Here is a 13,570-nt window from a genome sequence, read left to right as displayed (position 1 = left end):
TCAGCTCTTCCCGACTGCAGTGGCATCACGCCGGATGTCCGGGATCGGCATCATCAGGCATCTTCTTGTCGCGCTGCGGCGTCATCGTCGCCGGATCCTTCGCGCCGGGGATGCCGCGGGAGCCGAGCTGATCACGCTGGATGTCGTCCTCGGAGCGATCCGGCTCGCGTCCGTTGATGGGCAGGTCCTTCGCCATGGCATGGTCCTTCTCGCCTAGCACGTGGACGGCAATGCGCGCGGAGGCGCGCGCGTTCCGTGCGGCGGCCACGCTGCCTCGACCTGATGGGCTGCAGGAACGCCGGTTCGGTGCTGCGATTGAATCTGCATCACCCACAAGGAGAGCTTTGATGTCGGACCACGATCCCGCGCCGCCCTTTCCGCCGCAGCAACAGGTCATGCCGGGCACGACGGCCAAGATGCGGCCGAAGCCCGATCATGGCGAGACCAGCTACAAAGGCTCCGGCAAGCTCAGCGGCAAGAAGGCGGTGATCACCGGCGGCGACAGCGGCATCGGCCGCGCGGTCGCGATCGCTTATGCGCGCGAGGGCGCCGACGTCCTGATCGCCTATCTCGAGGAGCATGACGATGCCAGGGAGGTGCAGCGGCTGATCGAGAAGGAAGGCCGCAAGGCGGTTCTGATGCCAGGCGACATCCAGGACTCCGCACATTGCAGGGCGGTCATCCAGCGCGCCGTGGACGAACTCGGCGGCATCGACATCCTGGTCAACAACGCCGCGCATCAGGCGACCTTCAGCGAGATCGGCGATATCTCTGACGACGAATGGGAGATGACATTCCGCACCAACATCCACGCGATGTTCTATCTCACCAAGGCGGCCGTACCGCACATGAAGCCCGGCAGCGCGATCGTCAATACGGCCTCGGTCAATTCCGACATGCCCAACCCCAGTCTGCTGGCTTATGCCACGACCAAGGGCGCGATTCAGAATTTCACCGGCGGCCTTGCTCAGATCCTCGCCGACAAGGGCATCCGCGCCAACGCGGTGGCGCCCGGTCCGATCTGGACGCCGCTGATCCCCTCCACGATGCCGGAGGAGAAGGTGACATCGTTCGGTCAGCAGGTGCCCATGAAGCGCGCCGGCCAGCCGGCCGAGCTCGCCACTGCCTATGTGATGCTGGCCGACCCGCTGTCGAGCTACACGTCGGGCACGACGGTCGCCGTCACCGGCGGTAAGCCGTTCATCTGAGGCGTCGCTCTGCGCCGAGAGCCCGCGAAGGGCTCACTGTCTCGAACGGCGATCGCGGCGGCCGTCCAATTCAATGGATAGCGTTGCGCTCCCGTCGCGCGGCTTGTCCGATTTGTCCGACATCCGACAGCATGCGATCCGACACGTCGCATGCCGTGATCGCCTCACGCCACCGACATCAGCGCGCAGGGCGCAGGCTCGGGATGCACCGGCCAGACTGAAGCGGCGGCGGTTTCGCCCTGCCGCTCGTCCAGAATCCGCTTCACGGAGCGCGAGCAGAGCCCGCATTGAACCGAACAACCGAGACAATCGTAGATTTGCGCCGGTGAGCCGAAGGTGATGTCGGCCGCCGTGACGATGTCGCGGATGGCGGTGTCGCTGATGACGTTGCAGGAACAAATGATCATGGCTGTTGCTCGCTCCTGCGACCGATAAGCAACCGGGATGCCAAGGTTCAGGCCGCGGATGCGGCCGCATCAGAATCGTTCGAAATGGCAGATCAACGCGTGCTGGCGGCGCTCGTGCTGATGCGGTCGGCGGCGTGCAGCCGGATCGCCGCGAGCGTCGCCTGTGCGAGCGCCTGTCCTTGCGCGTCGATGCCGGTCCACTGCGCGTGACGGCCGCGGGGATCGATCTCGGCGAGGGCGACGCCGGCGGCGACGTCGCAGCCGTCGCGGACGATGCCGCGCAGGATGCCGTCATAGGGCGCGGTGACGGGGACGCCGGAGAGGTGACCGACCACGAACCCCTTATAGATGCGCGTGCCGATCTCGACCGGCGTATGCCAGCGCCCGTCATGGGGCGAGTGAACCAGGCGCTCGATTCCGACGCCGCCGAGCGCGCCGCCATCGTCCTGCGCCGATGTCCAGCCCTCGCGCACGATCTGACCAAGGCGGTCCTGGCGGCTCTCGATCGCCACGTCGCAATTCGCCGATGGCGAGAAGCCCGGACCCAGACCGATCGACAGGCGTGTCATACCGCGCAGGTTCGGCGTCACCTCGCGGGTCTGCATCCGGGCATCGATCAGCACGTCGATGCTGCGGACCGGCAGCAGATCCGAGAGGCCGAGCCAGGTGACGAGCACGTGCTGCGGGCCGCCGAGCGCCTTGAACACGTCCATCGTGCTTTCGATGCGCTCGCCAATGACGTTCTCGACGCGCGCGGTGTCGCCGAACAACGCGTCGTGGAACGCCATTTTGCGGCGCATTACCGGCGGATTGGGATCGTGCGAAAGCACGACGCAGAAGCCTTCGCGATGCAGATGCACGCCGATTGCCGATGCAACCTCGTTGGTGCCGAGGACAACGGCGAAGCGCACTGCATTCGTCCCCATGTCTCGGTCCATACGGCGTCGATGCCCTGCGGCCGGCAGTCCTGCGGCCGGCAGTCCCTTGCGATTGGAAAGACGGCTTCCAGTCCAGCCATCAGCCTCGTCAGCAAGAGTTGGACCAGACCCGCGGCATCGGGAAAACGATCGCGGCCTGAAGGTGTTGCCGATCCAGTTCCGCAGCAATGGGAGGGAAGCCGACGCTGGGGATGTCCCGAACCGGCCAAATCTGTCGTGAATGCGACACGGATTGACCGGTTTGCGCATGGTTTCCGTTGGCCCGGAAACTGCAAAACCGCCGCATGACGATACCGCGGGCCGACGCGATCCGCGAACGCCGTTCCCCTATGGCCGATCGGCAGCTGATCAGGATGGTATGAGGTGAGTCTCGATCTCGACCAGGATGTGCGGGACCCGGCCGGCGAAGCGGTCGCGACGGTAGCGTCGTGTCCGTTTCATCAGGACGTCGCTGCAGCCGAGCGTCCTGGTCGGACCGAGCAGAAGACGCTGGTGCTGACCGGCGGGTCGCGAGGGATCGGGCATGCGACGGCCAAGCTGTTTTCCGATGCCGGTTGGCGCATCCTCACATGCTCACGCCAGCCGTTCGACGGCGGGCGCTGCCCCTGGGACGCTGGTGCCGCCAATCACGTCCAGGTCGATCTCAGCGACCGCCAGGCAATCCCGCGCGCAATCGCCGAAATCAAGGCAAAGCTCGACGGCGCGCCACTGCATGCCCTGATCAACAACGCCGCCATCTCTCCCAAGGCCACCGATGGTGGCCGGCTCGACTCGCTCTCGACCTCGGTCGAGACCTGGATGACCGTCTTCCACGTCAATTTCCTCGGGCCGATCCTGCTGGCGCGCGGTCTGTTCGAGGAGCTCAAGCGCGGGCAGGGCGCCGTCGTGAACGTGACGTCGATCGTCGGCACCCGCGTGCATCCCTTTGCCGGCACCGCCTATGCGACGTCCAAGGCGGCGCTGGCCTGTCTCACCCGCGAGATGGCGCACGATTTCGCCCCGCACGGGATTCGCGTCAACGCCATCGCGCCGGGAGAGATCAAGACCGAGATGGTGTCGCCGGAGACCGAGGCGCGCTTCTCGCCGCTGATCCCGATGCGCCGGATCGGCGCGCCGGAGGAGGTCGCAAAGGTGCTGTTCTTCCTCTGCTCGGACGCTGCGAGCTACGTGACCGGGGAGGAGATCCAGATCAATGGGGGGCAACACCTCTGATTGATGGACGGATCGACGTAGCGCAGCCCAGTCTGTTCCCGGCTGTTTACACGCGGATGTGAAGCGAGCGATGAGCATCGCTAGCAGAAGGGCCTCGCGAGTGCCAGGCGAGGGTGGAAACCTGATGATCAGTTGTTCTGTTTGCGATCCGCGTACAGCAAGAGGCCCGATGCGGCGGTATTAGGTGTCGGAAACACCACGTATTTGTCGGGCTGTCTCGCGATGTGGTGGCGCCTCGCGGCCGCAGCGCACGCTTTCTGCGGGATGCAAACTAATTTGTTAAGATCATGAAGTCCTGCAGCTTTTCTATTCTCTTTGCTGCCCACTACTTCTGCGGCAATGCAGCAAAGTTAGGCACGACAATCAACTGCAGTTAGGGGAGGATGTTAGAACGCCTACAATCACGGCGGCCTTGTCAGGAACGTCCGTGACCACCAGAGAAGCGACCATGGTCCAAACGGAAACACGTCAGGTCGAAGCTCAGGACGTCAGGTCCAACGCAGCCCCGATACCGCTCAGCGAGATCGCGCTGACCGGAATTTTCGAAATCTCGAAAATCCTCGCCGCGCCGACGCGGCTGGAAATCACGCTCGCCAACGTCGTCAACCTGCTGCAGTCCTTCATGCAGATGCGCCATGGCGTGGTGTCGCTGCTCGCCGACGACGGCATTCCCGATCTCGCCGTCGGAGCCGGATGGAGCGAAGGCAGTGACCAGCGCTACCGCGAGCGCCTGCCGCAGAAGGCGATCGATCAGATCGTCGCGACCGCCGTGCCGCTGATCGCCGAGAACGTCGCCGATCACCCGGCCTTCAGTCCCGCCGACGCGGTGACGCTCGGTGCCGGTGCTGACACCCGCGTGTCGTTCCTCGGCGTGCCGATCCGGATCGACCAGCGCGTGGTCGGCACGCTCACGATCGACAGGGTCTGGGATGGCCGCGCCGTGTTCCGGCTCGACTCCGATGTCCGCTTCCTGACGATGGTGGCCAATCTGATCGGCCAGACCATCAAGCTGCATCGCGTCGTGGCGCGCGATCGCGAGCGGCTGATGGCGGAGAGCCACCGGCTGCAGAAGGAGCTGTCGGAGCTGAAGCCGGCGTCGGCCAATCGCAAGAAGGTGCTGGTCGACGGCATCGTCGGCGACAGCCCGGCGCTGCGGGCGTTGCTCGACAAGATCAATGTGGTGGCGAAGTCGAACGCGCCGGTGCTGCTGCGCGGCGAATCCGGCACCGGCAAGGAGCTGGTCGCGAAAGCGATCCACGAATTGTCGAACCGCGCCAAGCGCCCCTTCATCAAGATCAACTGCGCGGCACTGCCTGAGACGGTGCTGGAGTCCGAGCTGTTCGGCCATGAGAAGGGCGCCTTCACCGGCGCCATCAATTCCCGCAAAGGCCGCTTCGAGCTCGCTGACAAAGGCACCTTGTTCCTCGACGAGATCGGCGAAATCTCGCCGGCGTTCCAGGCCAAGCTGCTGCGCGTCCTGCAGGAGCAGGAGTTCGAGCGCGTCGGCGGCAACCAGACCATCAAGGTCGATGTCCGCATCGTCACCGCCACCAACCGCAATCTGGAGGAGGCCGTGTCGCGCAACGAGTTCCGCGCCGACCTCTATTATCGGATCAGCGTGGTTCCGATCAAGCTGCCTCCGCTGCGCGAGCGGCGCAGCGACATTCCGCAATTGGCGCATGAGTTCCTGCGCCGCTTCAATTGCGAGAATGAGCGCGATCTCACTTTCGACGTCAGCGCCATCGAGGTGCTGATGCATTGCGGCTTCCCCGGCAATGTGCGCGAACTGGAGAACTGCGTGCAGCGGACGGCGACGCTCGCGGCCGGATCGGCGATCGGTCAGCACGACTTCGCCTGCAGCCGCAACGAGTGCATGTCGGCGATCCTCTGGAAGGGCAACACGGTGACCCCGCCGCCACCGCGCGGCCAGCCGATCGTGCCCTTGCCGATCCTGCCGCGCTCATCGGCGCCGATCGAAGCGCCGGCCGAGTCGCCGGCTGCTGTTGATATAGACGAGGGGGAGTATTCCGAGAGCATGGACGGCGGCGCCGTACCCGAGCGCGAGCGCATCGTGCAGGCAATGGAGCGCTCCGGCTGGGTCCAGGCCAAGGCCGCGCGCCTGCTCGGCCTGACCCCGCGCCAGATCGGTTACGCGCTGAAGAAGTACAATATCGAGGTCAAGCGGTTCTGAGCAGATGTGCTTGGTGACGAAAAGGGCGCGCCAATGGCGCGCCCTTTTTTGTTTTCTCGTGCACGCCGTCGTTTTCGTTCGGATGGTCGTGAAACGAGCTAGCGCTCCGGCGACGGTGAGCTTCCCTCCCCGCAAGGGGAGGGGAGCGCACTGCCGTTGTGGCGGGAGCTCGACTCAAACGTGCGACCGACCTCATGCGCCCCTGTCGCATCTGCGACATGCTGTCGGGAGAGCGACAGCTGACCGTCGCGGCGAAATTTAGAATCCTCCTTAGAAATCAACCAAGTGCTCTCTGGCACGGCGCTTGAAAGATATCGCGTGAATGACATCGCCCGATGTCGCTGAAAGCGCGGGGAGCAGCACATGGCCTATAAGATCATCGCCTCACAATGCACGGTCTGCGGGGCCTGCGAGTTCGAATGTCCGAACGCGGCCATTCGACTCAAGAACGACATGTACATCATCGATCCGAAGAAGTGCACCGAGTGCGAAGGCCATTTCGACGCGCCGCAATGCGCTGCCGTCTGTCCGGTTCCGGACACCTGCGTGCCCGCCTGACGCGGGCGCGGACGGCATCATTGCAAGCGGAGTGAGAGATGGCAGCGGTTCAGGAGACGATTGATCGGGTCAAGGGCATTGACGTCGATCAATATCGCTACGGGTTCGAGACCGTCATCGAATCCGAGAAGGCGCCGAAGGGGCTGTCCGAGGACACCATCCGCTTCATCTCGGCCAAGAAGAACGAGCCGGCCTGGATGCTGGAATGGCGGCTCGAGGCCTATCGCCGCTGGTTGACCATGACCGAGCCGACCTGGGCCCGCGTCGGCTATCCCAAGATCGATTATCAGGACCTTTACTACTACGCGGCGCCAAAACCGAAGAAAAAGGTGGCTTCGCTCGACGAGATCGACCCGGAGATCCTGAAGACCTATGAGAAGCTCGGCATTCCCTTGCGTGAGGTCGAGCTGCTCGAAGGCGTCGAGCGGCCGGCGGCTGCCGCCGAAACCGATGCCGACGGTGAGGCTGCGGTGCCGCGCAGCAAGATCGCGGTCGACGCGGTGTTCGATTCGGTCTCGGTGGCGACCACCTTCAAGGAGGAACTGAAGAAGGCTGGCGTCATCTTCATGCCGATCTCGGAAGCGTTGCGCGAGCACCCGGACCTCGTGCAGAAATATCTCGGCACCGTGGTGCCGACCACCGACAATTATTTCGCGACGCTCAATTCGGCGGTGTTCTCGGATGGCTCGTTCGTCTACGTGCCGCCGGGCGTGCGCTGCCCGATGGAGCTGTCCACGTATTTTCGCATCAACGAGCGCAACACGGGTCAGTTCGAGCGCACCCTGATCATCGCCGACAAGGGCGCCTACGTTTCCTATCTCGAAGGCTGCACGGCGCCGCAGCGCGACGAAAACCAATTGCATGCCGCCGTGGTCGAGCTGGTCGCGCTGGACGACGCCGAGATCAAATATTCGACGGTGCAGAACTGGTATCCGGGCAATTCGGAAGGCGTCGGCGGCATCTACAATTTCGTCACCAAGCGCGGCGACTGCCGCGGTGCCAATTCGAAGATCTCCTGGACCCAGGTCGAGACCGGGTCGGCGATCACCTGGAAATATCCCAGCTGCATCCTGCGCGGCGACAATTCCAGCGGCGAATTCTATTCGATCGCGATCTCCAACGGTTTCCAGCAGGTCGATAGCGGCACCAAGATGATTCATCTCGGCAAGAACACGTCGAGCCGGATCATCTCCAAGGGAATCGCGGCCGGCAAGTCGCAGAACACCTATCGCGGCCTCGTCAGCGCGCATCGCAAGGCGTCGGGCGCACGCAACTTCACCGCCTGCGACTCGCTGCTGATCGGCGACAAATGCGGCGCCCACACCGTGCCCTACATCGAGGCCAAGAACTCGTCCGCGGTGTTCGAGCACGAGGCGACGACGTCGAAGATCTCCGAGGACGTGCTGTTCTACTGCATCCAGCGCGGGCTCAGCCAGGAAGAGGCGGTCGGCCTCGTCGTCAACGGCTTCGTCAAGGATGTGCTGCAGCAGCTGCCGATGGAGTTCGCGGTCGAGGCGCAGAAGCTGATCTCGATCTCGCTCGAAGGTTCGGTGGGATGACGGTGCCGCGCGGCGACAACATCAGAAGGAGGGTTCGATGACGGCCTTGCTCGAAATCAAGGGGCTCCATGCCGAGATCGCTGGCGGACGGAAGATCATCCAGGGGCTGGACCTGACCGTCAACAAGGGCGAGATCCACGCCATCATGGGGCCGAACGGCGCCGGCAAGTCGACGCTCTCTTACGTGCTTGCCGGCAAGCCCGGCTATGAGATCACGGCCGGCGAGGTCTATCTCAACGGCGAGGACCTGCTGGCGATGGAGGCCAATGAGCGCGCCGCCAAGGGGGTGTTCCTTGCCTTCCAGTACCCGCTGGAAATCCCGGGCGTCGCGACCTTGACGTTCCTGCGCGCGGCCTTCAACGCCCAGCGCAAGGCGCGCGGCGAGGAGGAGCTGTCCTCGCCGGATCTGATCAAGCGCGTGCGCGAGATCGCCAAGACCTTGAACATCGACGCCGAGATGCTGAAGCGGCCGCTCAATGTCGGCTTCTCCGGCGGCGAGAAGAAGCGCAACGAGACCCTGCAGATGGCGCTGCTGCAGCCGTCGCTCTGCGTGCTCGACGAGACTGATTCCGGCCTCGACATCGACGCGCTGAAGGTGGTCGCCAACGGCGTCAATGCGCTGCGCTCGGCCGAGCGCGGCATGATCGTCATCACCCACTATCAGCGGCTGCTCGATTATATCGTGCCGGACATCGTCCACGTGTTTGCGGCTGGCCGCATCGTCCGCACCGGGGGGGCAGACCTCGCGCGCGAGCTCGAGGCGACCGGCTACGCCCAGTATCAGAGCGAAGCAGCCTAGAGCGTGGGGAGCAGCAGGATGGGCGTCGCGATCCGCAAGACCAAGGCCGAACTCGGACTGGCCGATCTGTATCAGGGCGCCCGCCGGTATCTGCCGGGCGGTGAGGAGATCACGGCGGTGCGTGCCGCAGCCTTCGACCGCTTCGACGCGGTCGGCCTGCCGCACCGGCGTGTCGAGGCCTGGCGCTACACTGATTTGCGCACCCAGATGAAGGAGGCCAAGCGCCTCGCCTCGCTGCCCGACGATGCCGCCAAGACCAAAGCACGCGAAGCGAGCAATCTGTTTGCGGGCGCCGGCTTCCGCAAGCTTGTCATCGTCGATGGCGCCTTCGTGCCCGAACTGTCCGATCTCGCCGATCTCGAGCCGGGCCTGACGATCCAGCCGATGGCCGATGCGCTCGCGGCCGACCAGCCGCTGCTGTTGCAGCGCCTCGGTCCGGTGGTGCCAGACGATGATCCGGCGCTGGCGCTCAACACCGCGCTGGCCGCCAATGGCGTCGTGATCCTGGTCGCGCCGGGCACCGCGCTGAGCCGGCCGATCCATGTCGCCTTCGTCACGACCAACTGGGTCGCGACCTCGATGTTCACCCGCTCGCAAGTCAATATCGGCGCGGGCGCCAGCGCCACCCTCGTCGAGTCGCATCAGGGGCCCGACGGCACCGAATATCAGGTCAACACCGCCCTGCAGCTCGTCGTCGGCGACGAGGCGCGGATCGACCATGTCAAGGTCGTGACCGAGGGCAACAGCGCGCTGCATATCTCATCGCTGCTGGCCAATATCGGCGCACGCGCGACCTTCAACCAGCTCGGCTTCGTCGCTGGCGGCAGCCTGGTGCGCAACCAGCTGTTTGTGCACATCGCGGGCGAGGGCACCGTGGCCGACATCCGCGGCGGCTCGCTGCTGACGGGTGCCCAGCATGCCGACACCACCTTGGCGATCGAGCATGCCGCTGAGAATTGCCAGAGCCGCGAGACCTTCAAGGCCGTGGTCGGCGACACCGCGCGCGCGGTGTTCCAGGGCAAGATCACGGTCAGCCCGGGCGCGCAGAAGACCGACGCTAAGATGATGTCACGGGCGCTGCTGCTGTCCGACGAGGCCGAGGCCGACTCGAAGCCGGAGCTCGAGATCTTCGCCGATGATGTGCAGTGCGGCCACGGCACCACGACCGGCGCGATCGATGACGAGCTGCTGTTCTATCTGATGGCGCGGGGCATTCCGCCTGACGAAGCGAAGGCGCTGCTGATCCAGGCCTTCATCGGCGAGATCATCGAGGGCGCGGCCAATGAGAGCGTCAGGGCTGCGCTGACCGAGGCGATGCTGGGCTGGCTCGGACGACGGGAGTAGGTGATGCATGCAGCGGTGAACGGCAGCGGCTATGATGTGGGCCGCATCCGCGCGGATTTCCCCATCCTCGGCATGCAGGTGCACGGCAAGCCGCTGGTCTATCTCGACAACGCCGCCTCGGCGCAGAAGCCCCAGGCCGTGCTCGACCGGATGAACCAGGTCTACACCGCGGAATACGCCAATGTGCATCGCGGGCTGCATTATCTCGCCAATGCCGCGACCGAGGCCTATGAGGGCGCGCGCGCCAAGGTCGCGGCCTTCCTCAACGCCGCAAGCCCCGAGCAGATCATCTTCACCCGCGGCGCCACCGAAGCCGTGAACCTGGTGGCGCAGACCTTCGGCCGCGAGCGGATCGGACCGGGTGACGAGATCGTGCTCTCGATCATGGAGCACCACGCCAACATCATCCCCTGGCATTTCCTCAGGGAGCGCCAGGGCGCCGTGATCAAATGGGCCCCTGTCGACGACGCCGGCAACTTCCTGATCGACGAGTTCGAAAAGCTGCTGACGCCGCGCACCAAGATGGTGGCCATGACGCAGATGTCGAACGTGCTCGGCACGGTCGTTCCGGTCAAGGACGTCATCCGCATCGCGCATGCGCGCGGCATTCCCGTGCTGATCGATGGTTCTCAGGCCGCCGTGCACATGGAGGTCGACGTCCGCGATCTCGACGCGGATTTCTACTGCATCACCGGCCACAAGATCTACGGCCCGACCGGGATCGGCGCGCTCTATGGCAAGCGCGAACTCCTGGCATCGATGCCGCCCTTCAATGGCGGCGGCGAGATGATCCGTGAGGTGTCGCGGGACTGGGTCACCTATGGCGATCCGCCGCATCGCTTCGAGGCCGGCACGCCGCCGATCGTGGAAGCAGCCGGGCTCGGGGCGGCGATCGACTACGTCGCCTCGATCGGCAAGCAGCGCATCGCCGCGCATGAGCATGATCTCGTCACTTACGCCACCGAGCAGCTGCGCGAGATCAATTCGCTGCGCATCATCGGCAATGCCGCCGACAAAGGGGCCATCGTCTCGTTCGAGATGCAGGGCGCCCACGCCCACGACTTCGCCACCGTCATCGACCGCGCCGGCGTTGCGGTGCGCGCCGGCACCCATTGCGCCATGCCGTTGCTGGAGCGCTTCGGCGTCACCGCCACCTGCCGCGCGTCCTTCGCGATGTACAATACGCGGGAAGAGGTCGATGCGCTGGTGCGCGCGCTGAAGAAGGCGCAGGAGTTTTTCTCCTAGCTTAGGAACTCCCTCCGGTCATCGCCAAGAAACGCTGCCAATTGCTGCGCCCTCTCCCCTTGTGGGAGAGGGCTACGCCGCCCGTCAGTTCCAGACTCACTCGGGTGAGGGGGTGTCTCCGTCCTCACGACCGTCTGAGTGTGCCGAGAGAACCCCTCACTTGGCGGCCTTCGGCCGCCCCCTCTCCCCCATGGGGAGAGGGGGCATCGTGCTTGTCGCTCGATATGGGCTCAATCAAACAAGCAAACCACCTCATCAAACCTACGCAGCCGCCAGCGCCGCCTTCGCATCCGCCTTGATGCGGCTGACCATCGAGCGGAAGCCGTTGGAACGCTGCGGGGTCAGGTGCTCACGCAGGCCCAGCGTCTCGAACAGGGCGATCGGATCGGCGGCGAGGATCTCGGATGCGGTGCGCCCCGAAACCATCGCCAGCAGGATCGCCACCAGGCCGCGCACGATATGGGCGTCGCTGTCGCCGATGAAATCGAGCACTGGTGCGGCGCCGTGCCGCACCGACGTGGCGACCCAGACCTGGCTGGTGCAGCCCTGCACCTTGTTGGCGTCATTGCGATCGGCGTCCGGCAGCGGTGCAAGTCCACGTCCAAGTTCGATGACATAGCGGTAGCGGTCGTCCCAATCGTCCAACAGGGCGAAGTTCTCGACGATGTCCGCAATGTCGGGCGTTCCCGGCGCGGCGGTCTGGGTGAGCTTCAACATGATCTTCTCCTGCTCATCGGCTGAAGGCCTTGGACATCACGACGATGGCGCCAAGCTCGGCTCGGCGCCGCGTCGCGCCAGCACCGCGTCCACCGCATGGGTCACGCCGTCAAAGGTGATCGGCTTGGCAATGATGGCCTCGGCGCCCTGGCGCAGCCCGGCGAGCGCCAGCGGCGACCTGGTCGATCCCGCAACGACGATGATGCCGGCTTGATGCAGCTTCCTGGCGAGCACGCCGACCATCTCGGCGCCGCTATCCTCCAGAATGCTGCTGCCGACGAGCACCGCGTCGGGCGCGGCCCGCGCCGCCTTGCTCAGCGCATCCGCGGTCTCCGCGAATGTGAAGGTCTCGTGGCGCTCACTGAGGATATAGCCGAGCGCCGATCGGATCACCTGATCGGCTTCGATGACGAAGACGCATGCCTTGCCCGACATCAAAATACTCCTGCTGCCCGTTCGGAGACGGGTTTGATCTACATCAAGCAAACTCCGTACCGCGCCCCTTGGCCTGTTAGCTCAGACAGCCGCGACCGGCGATGACCGGAGCTCGGCGTTGCGGCTGCAAAGCCAGCGCTGCGAAGCCACAGCTGCGATGCCATGTGTCGTTTCGAACAGCACGGCCCGGGAGCGTCGGGTGAAAAACCCCGATGTCGGGTTTGCAACAACTCCATCCTAGCCTCGACGTTGGCCGCATCTCTTTCAAAAGACGGCCTTTTTAACGATTCCAAAGCTCTGGCACAGCCGTTGCAAAACTCTGATCAGGCAATGGTTGAGGGCTGAGTGCACGCCGACGCTTCGGACGAGCGATGCTCTCCTTCCCAATAACCCGTCTGCCGGTTCTGGAGAGAGGACGCGTTCTCGTCATGCAAGGCGCATGCGGGACATTGGCAATCGGTTGATGGAGAGCAGAATGTCATCACTTCGACAAATCGCATTCTACGGCAAAGGCGGCATCGGCAAGTCGACGACGTCGCAGAACACGCTCGCGGCGCTGGCCGAGATGGGTCACCGGATCCTGATCGTCGGCTGCGACCCCAAGGCGGATTCGACCCGCCTGATCCTGCACGCCAAGGCGCAGGACACCATCCTCAGCCTGGCCGCTGCCGCGGGCAGCGTCGAGGACCTCGAGATCGAGGAGGTCATGAAGGTCGGCTATCGCGACATCCGTTGCGTCGAGTCCGGCGGTCCGGAGCCGGGCGTCGGCTGCGCCGGCCGTGGCGTCATCACCTCGATCAACTTCCTGGAAGAGAACGGCGCCTATGAGGACATCGACTACGTGTCCTACGACGTGCTCGGCGACGTGGTCTGCGGCGGCTTCGCGATGCCGATCCGCGAGAACAAGGCGCAGGAAATCTACATCGTGATGTCCGGCGAGATGATGGCGATGTATGC

The 13,570-nt window shown here is 64.6% G+C and carries 14 protein-coding genes; 9 read left to right on the top strand and 5 right to left on the bottom strand.

Annotation, left to right across the window (positions count from 1 at the left end; translation table 11 throughout):
• Nucleotides 1-25: 25 nt before the first annotated feature.
• Nucleotides 26-268: a hypothetical protein gene (locus tag HL671_RS03540; protein WP_210263775.1), complete on the bottom strand. Its 243-nt coding sequence runs from the start codon at nt 266-268 to the stop codon at nt 26-28.
• Between the two features lie 79 nt (nt 269-347).
• Here HL671_RS03540 and HL671_RS03535 point away from each other — a divergent pair, with 79 nt between their 5' ends.
• The gene (locus HL671_RS03535; protein ID WP_172235618.1) at nt 348-1,208 is read left to right on the top strand and encodes an SDR family oxidoreductase; all 861 of its coding nucleotides are present in this window, start codon (nt 348-350) and stop codon (nt 1,206-1,208) included.
• Nucleotides 1,209-1,372: 164 nt separating this feature from the next.
• Here HL671_RS03535 and HL671_RS03530 read toward each other — a convergent pair whose 3' ends face one another.
• Both HL671_RS03530 and HL671_RS03525 read right to left on the bottom strand, forming a co-directional pair.
• The gene (locus HL671_RS03530; RefSeq protein ID WP_012045829.1) at nt 1,373-1,615 is read right to left on the bottom strand and encodes a (2Fe-2S)-binding protein; all 243 of its coding nucleotides are present in this window, start codon (nt 1,613-1,615) and stop codon (nt 1,373-1,375) included.
• A gap of 92 nt (nt 1,616-1,707) precedes the next feature.
• Nucleotides 1,708-2,541, bottom strand: a complete 834-nt coding sequence (locus HL671_RS03525) for a xanthine dehydrogenase (protein WP_172235617.1) — start codon at nt 2,539-2,541, stop codon at nt 1,708-1,710.
• Nucleotides 2,542-2,916: 375 nt separating this feature from the next.
• On the opposite strand from HL671_RS03525, the gene HL671_RS03520 reads away from it, so the two are divergent.
• From HL671_RS03520 to HL671_RS03490, 7 genes are all read left to right on the top strand, one after another.
• A complete protein-coding gene (locus tag HL671_RS03520) occupies nt 2,917-3,765 on the top strand; it encodes an SDR family NAD(P)-dependent oxidoreductase (protein ID WP_012045827.1) in 849 nt (282 codons plus the stop codon).
• 448 nt (nt 3,766-4,213) lie between these two features.
• Nucleotides 4,214-5,956: a nif-specific transcriptional activator NifA gene (gene nifA, locus HL671_RS03515; RefSeq protein ID WP_012045826.1), complete on the top strand. Its 1,743-nt coding sequence runs from the start codon at nt 4,214-4,216 to the stop codon at nt 5,954-5,956.
• A 363-nt stretch (nt 5,957-6,319) separates the two neighbouring features.
• Nucleotides 6,320-6,514, top strand: coding sequence for a 4Fe-4S dicluster domain-containing protein (locus tag HL671_RS03510; protein ID WP_008961670.1), 195 nt, complete (start codon nt 6,320-6,322; stop codon nt 6,512-6,514).
• A 38-nt stretch (nt 6,515-6,552) separates the two neighbouring features.
• Entirely contained in the window at nt 6,553-8,073 is a 1,521-nt protein-coding gene (sufB, locus tag HL671_RS03505; protein ID WP_172235616.1) for a Fe-S cluster assembly protein SufB, read from the top strand.
• Nucleotides 8,074-8,110: 37 nt separating this feature from the next.
• Entirely contained in the window at nt 8,111-8,872 is a 762-nt protein-coding gene (sufC, locus tag HL671_RS03500; protein WP_172235615.1) for a Fe-S cluster assembly ATPase SufC, read from the top strand.
• An 18-nt stretch (nt 8,873-8,890) separates the two neighbouring features.
• Nucleotides 8,891-10,216, top strand: a complete 1,326-nt coding sequence (gene sufD / locus HL671_RS03495; protein ID WP_172235614.1) for a Fe-S cluster assembly protein SufD — start codon at nt 8,891-8,893, stop codon at nt 10,214-10,216.
• Nucleotides 10,217-10,219: 3 nt separating this feature from the next.
• Nucleotides 10,220-11,461 (top strand): cysteine desulfurase, encoded by a 1,242-nt coding sequence (locus tag HL671_RS03490; RefSeq protein WP_172235613.1) that lies wholly within the window; start codon nt 10,220-10,222, stop codon nt 11,459-11,461.
• Between the two features lie 261 nt (nt 11,462-11,722).
• Here HL671_RS03490 and HL671_RS03485 read toward each other — a convergent pair whose 3' ends face one another.
• Both HL671_RS03485 and HL671_RS03480 read right to left on the bottom strand, forming a co-directional pair.
• Entirely contained in the window at nt 11,723-12,178 is a 456-nt protein-coding gene (locus HL671_RS03485) for a SufE family protein (RefSeq protein WP_012045821.1), read from the bottom strand.
• A 36-nt stretch (nt 12,179-12,214) separates the two neighbouring features.
• Nucleotides 12,215-12,613 carry a response regulator gene (locus HL671_RS03480; RefSeq protein WP_012045820.1) on the bottom strand — a complete coding sequence of 133 codons (399 nt, stop codon included), beginning with the start codon at nt 12,611-12,613 and terminating at the stop codon, nt 12,215-12,217.
• Nucleotides 12,614-13,088: 475 nt separating this feature from the next.
• Here HL671_RS03480 and HL671_RS03475 point away from each other — a divergent pair.
• Nucleotides 13,089-13,570: AAA family ATPase (locus tag HL671_RS03475; protein ID WP_172235612.1), on the top strand; the 482-nt coding region annotated here is incomplete at its 3' end.

Origin of the sequence: Bradyrhizobium denitrificans, assembly GCF_013179005.1 — a bacterium.
Lineage (GTDB): Bacteria > Pseudomonadota > Alphaproteobacteria > Rhizobiales > Xanthobacteraceae > Bradyrhizobium > Bradyrhizobium denitrificans.
This window is presented reverse-complemented; position numbering and strand designations above follow the sequence as displayed.

What these genes read in the sequence shown, in the direction of transcription:
- HL671_RS03535 (WP_172235618.1), top strand. Translation starts at nt 348, where the DNA reads ATGTCGGACCACGATCCCGCGCCGCCCTTTCCGCCGCAGCAACAGGTC.
- HL671_RS03530 (WP_012045829.1), bottom strand. Translation starts at nt 1,615, where the DNA reads ATGATCATTTGTTCCTGCAACGTCATCAGCGACACCGCCATCCGCGAC.
- HL671_RS03525 (WP_172235617.1), bottom strand. Translation starts at nt 2,541, where the DNA reads ATGGGGACGAATGCAGTGCGCTTCGCCGTTGTCCTCGGCACCAACGAG.
- nifA (WP_012045826.1), top strand. Translation starts at nt 4,214, where the DNA reads ATGGTCCAAACGGAAACACGTCAGGTCGAAGCTCAGGACGTCAGGTCC.
- HL671_RS03510 (WP_008961670.1), top strand. Translation starts at nt 6,320, where the DNA reads ATGGCCTATAAGATCATCGCCTCACAATGCACGGTCTGCGGGGCCTGC.
- sufB (WP_172235616.1), top strand. Translation starts at nt 6,553, where the DNA reads ATGGCAGCGGTTCAGGAGACGATTGATCGGGTCAAGGGCATTGACGTC.
- sufC (WP_172235615.1), top strand. Translation starts at nt 8,111, where the DNA reads ATGACGGCCTTGCTCGAAATCAAGGGGCTCCATGCCGAGATCGCTGGC.
- sufD (WP_172235614.1), top strand. Translation starts at nt 8,891, where the DNA reads ATGGGCGTCGCGATCCGCAAGACCAAGGCCGAACTCGGACTGGCCGAT.
- HL671_RS03490 (WP_172235613.1), top strand. Translation starts at nt 10,220, where the DNA reads ATGCATGCAGCGGTGAACGGCAGCGGCTATGATGTGGGCCGCATCCGC.
- HL671_RS03485 (WP_012045821.1), bottom strand. Translation starts at nt 12,178, where the DNA reads ATGTTGAAGCTCACCCAGACCGCCGCGCCGGGAACGCCCGACATTGCG.
- HL671_RS03480 (WP_012045820.1), bottom strand. Translation starts at nt 12,613, where the DNA reads ATGTCGGGCAAGGCATGCGTCTTCGTCATCGAAGCCGATCAGGTGATC.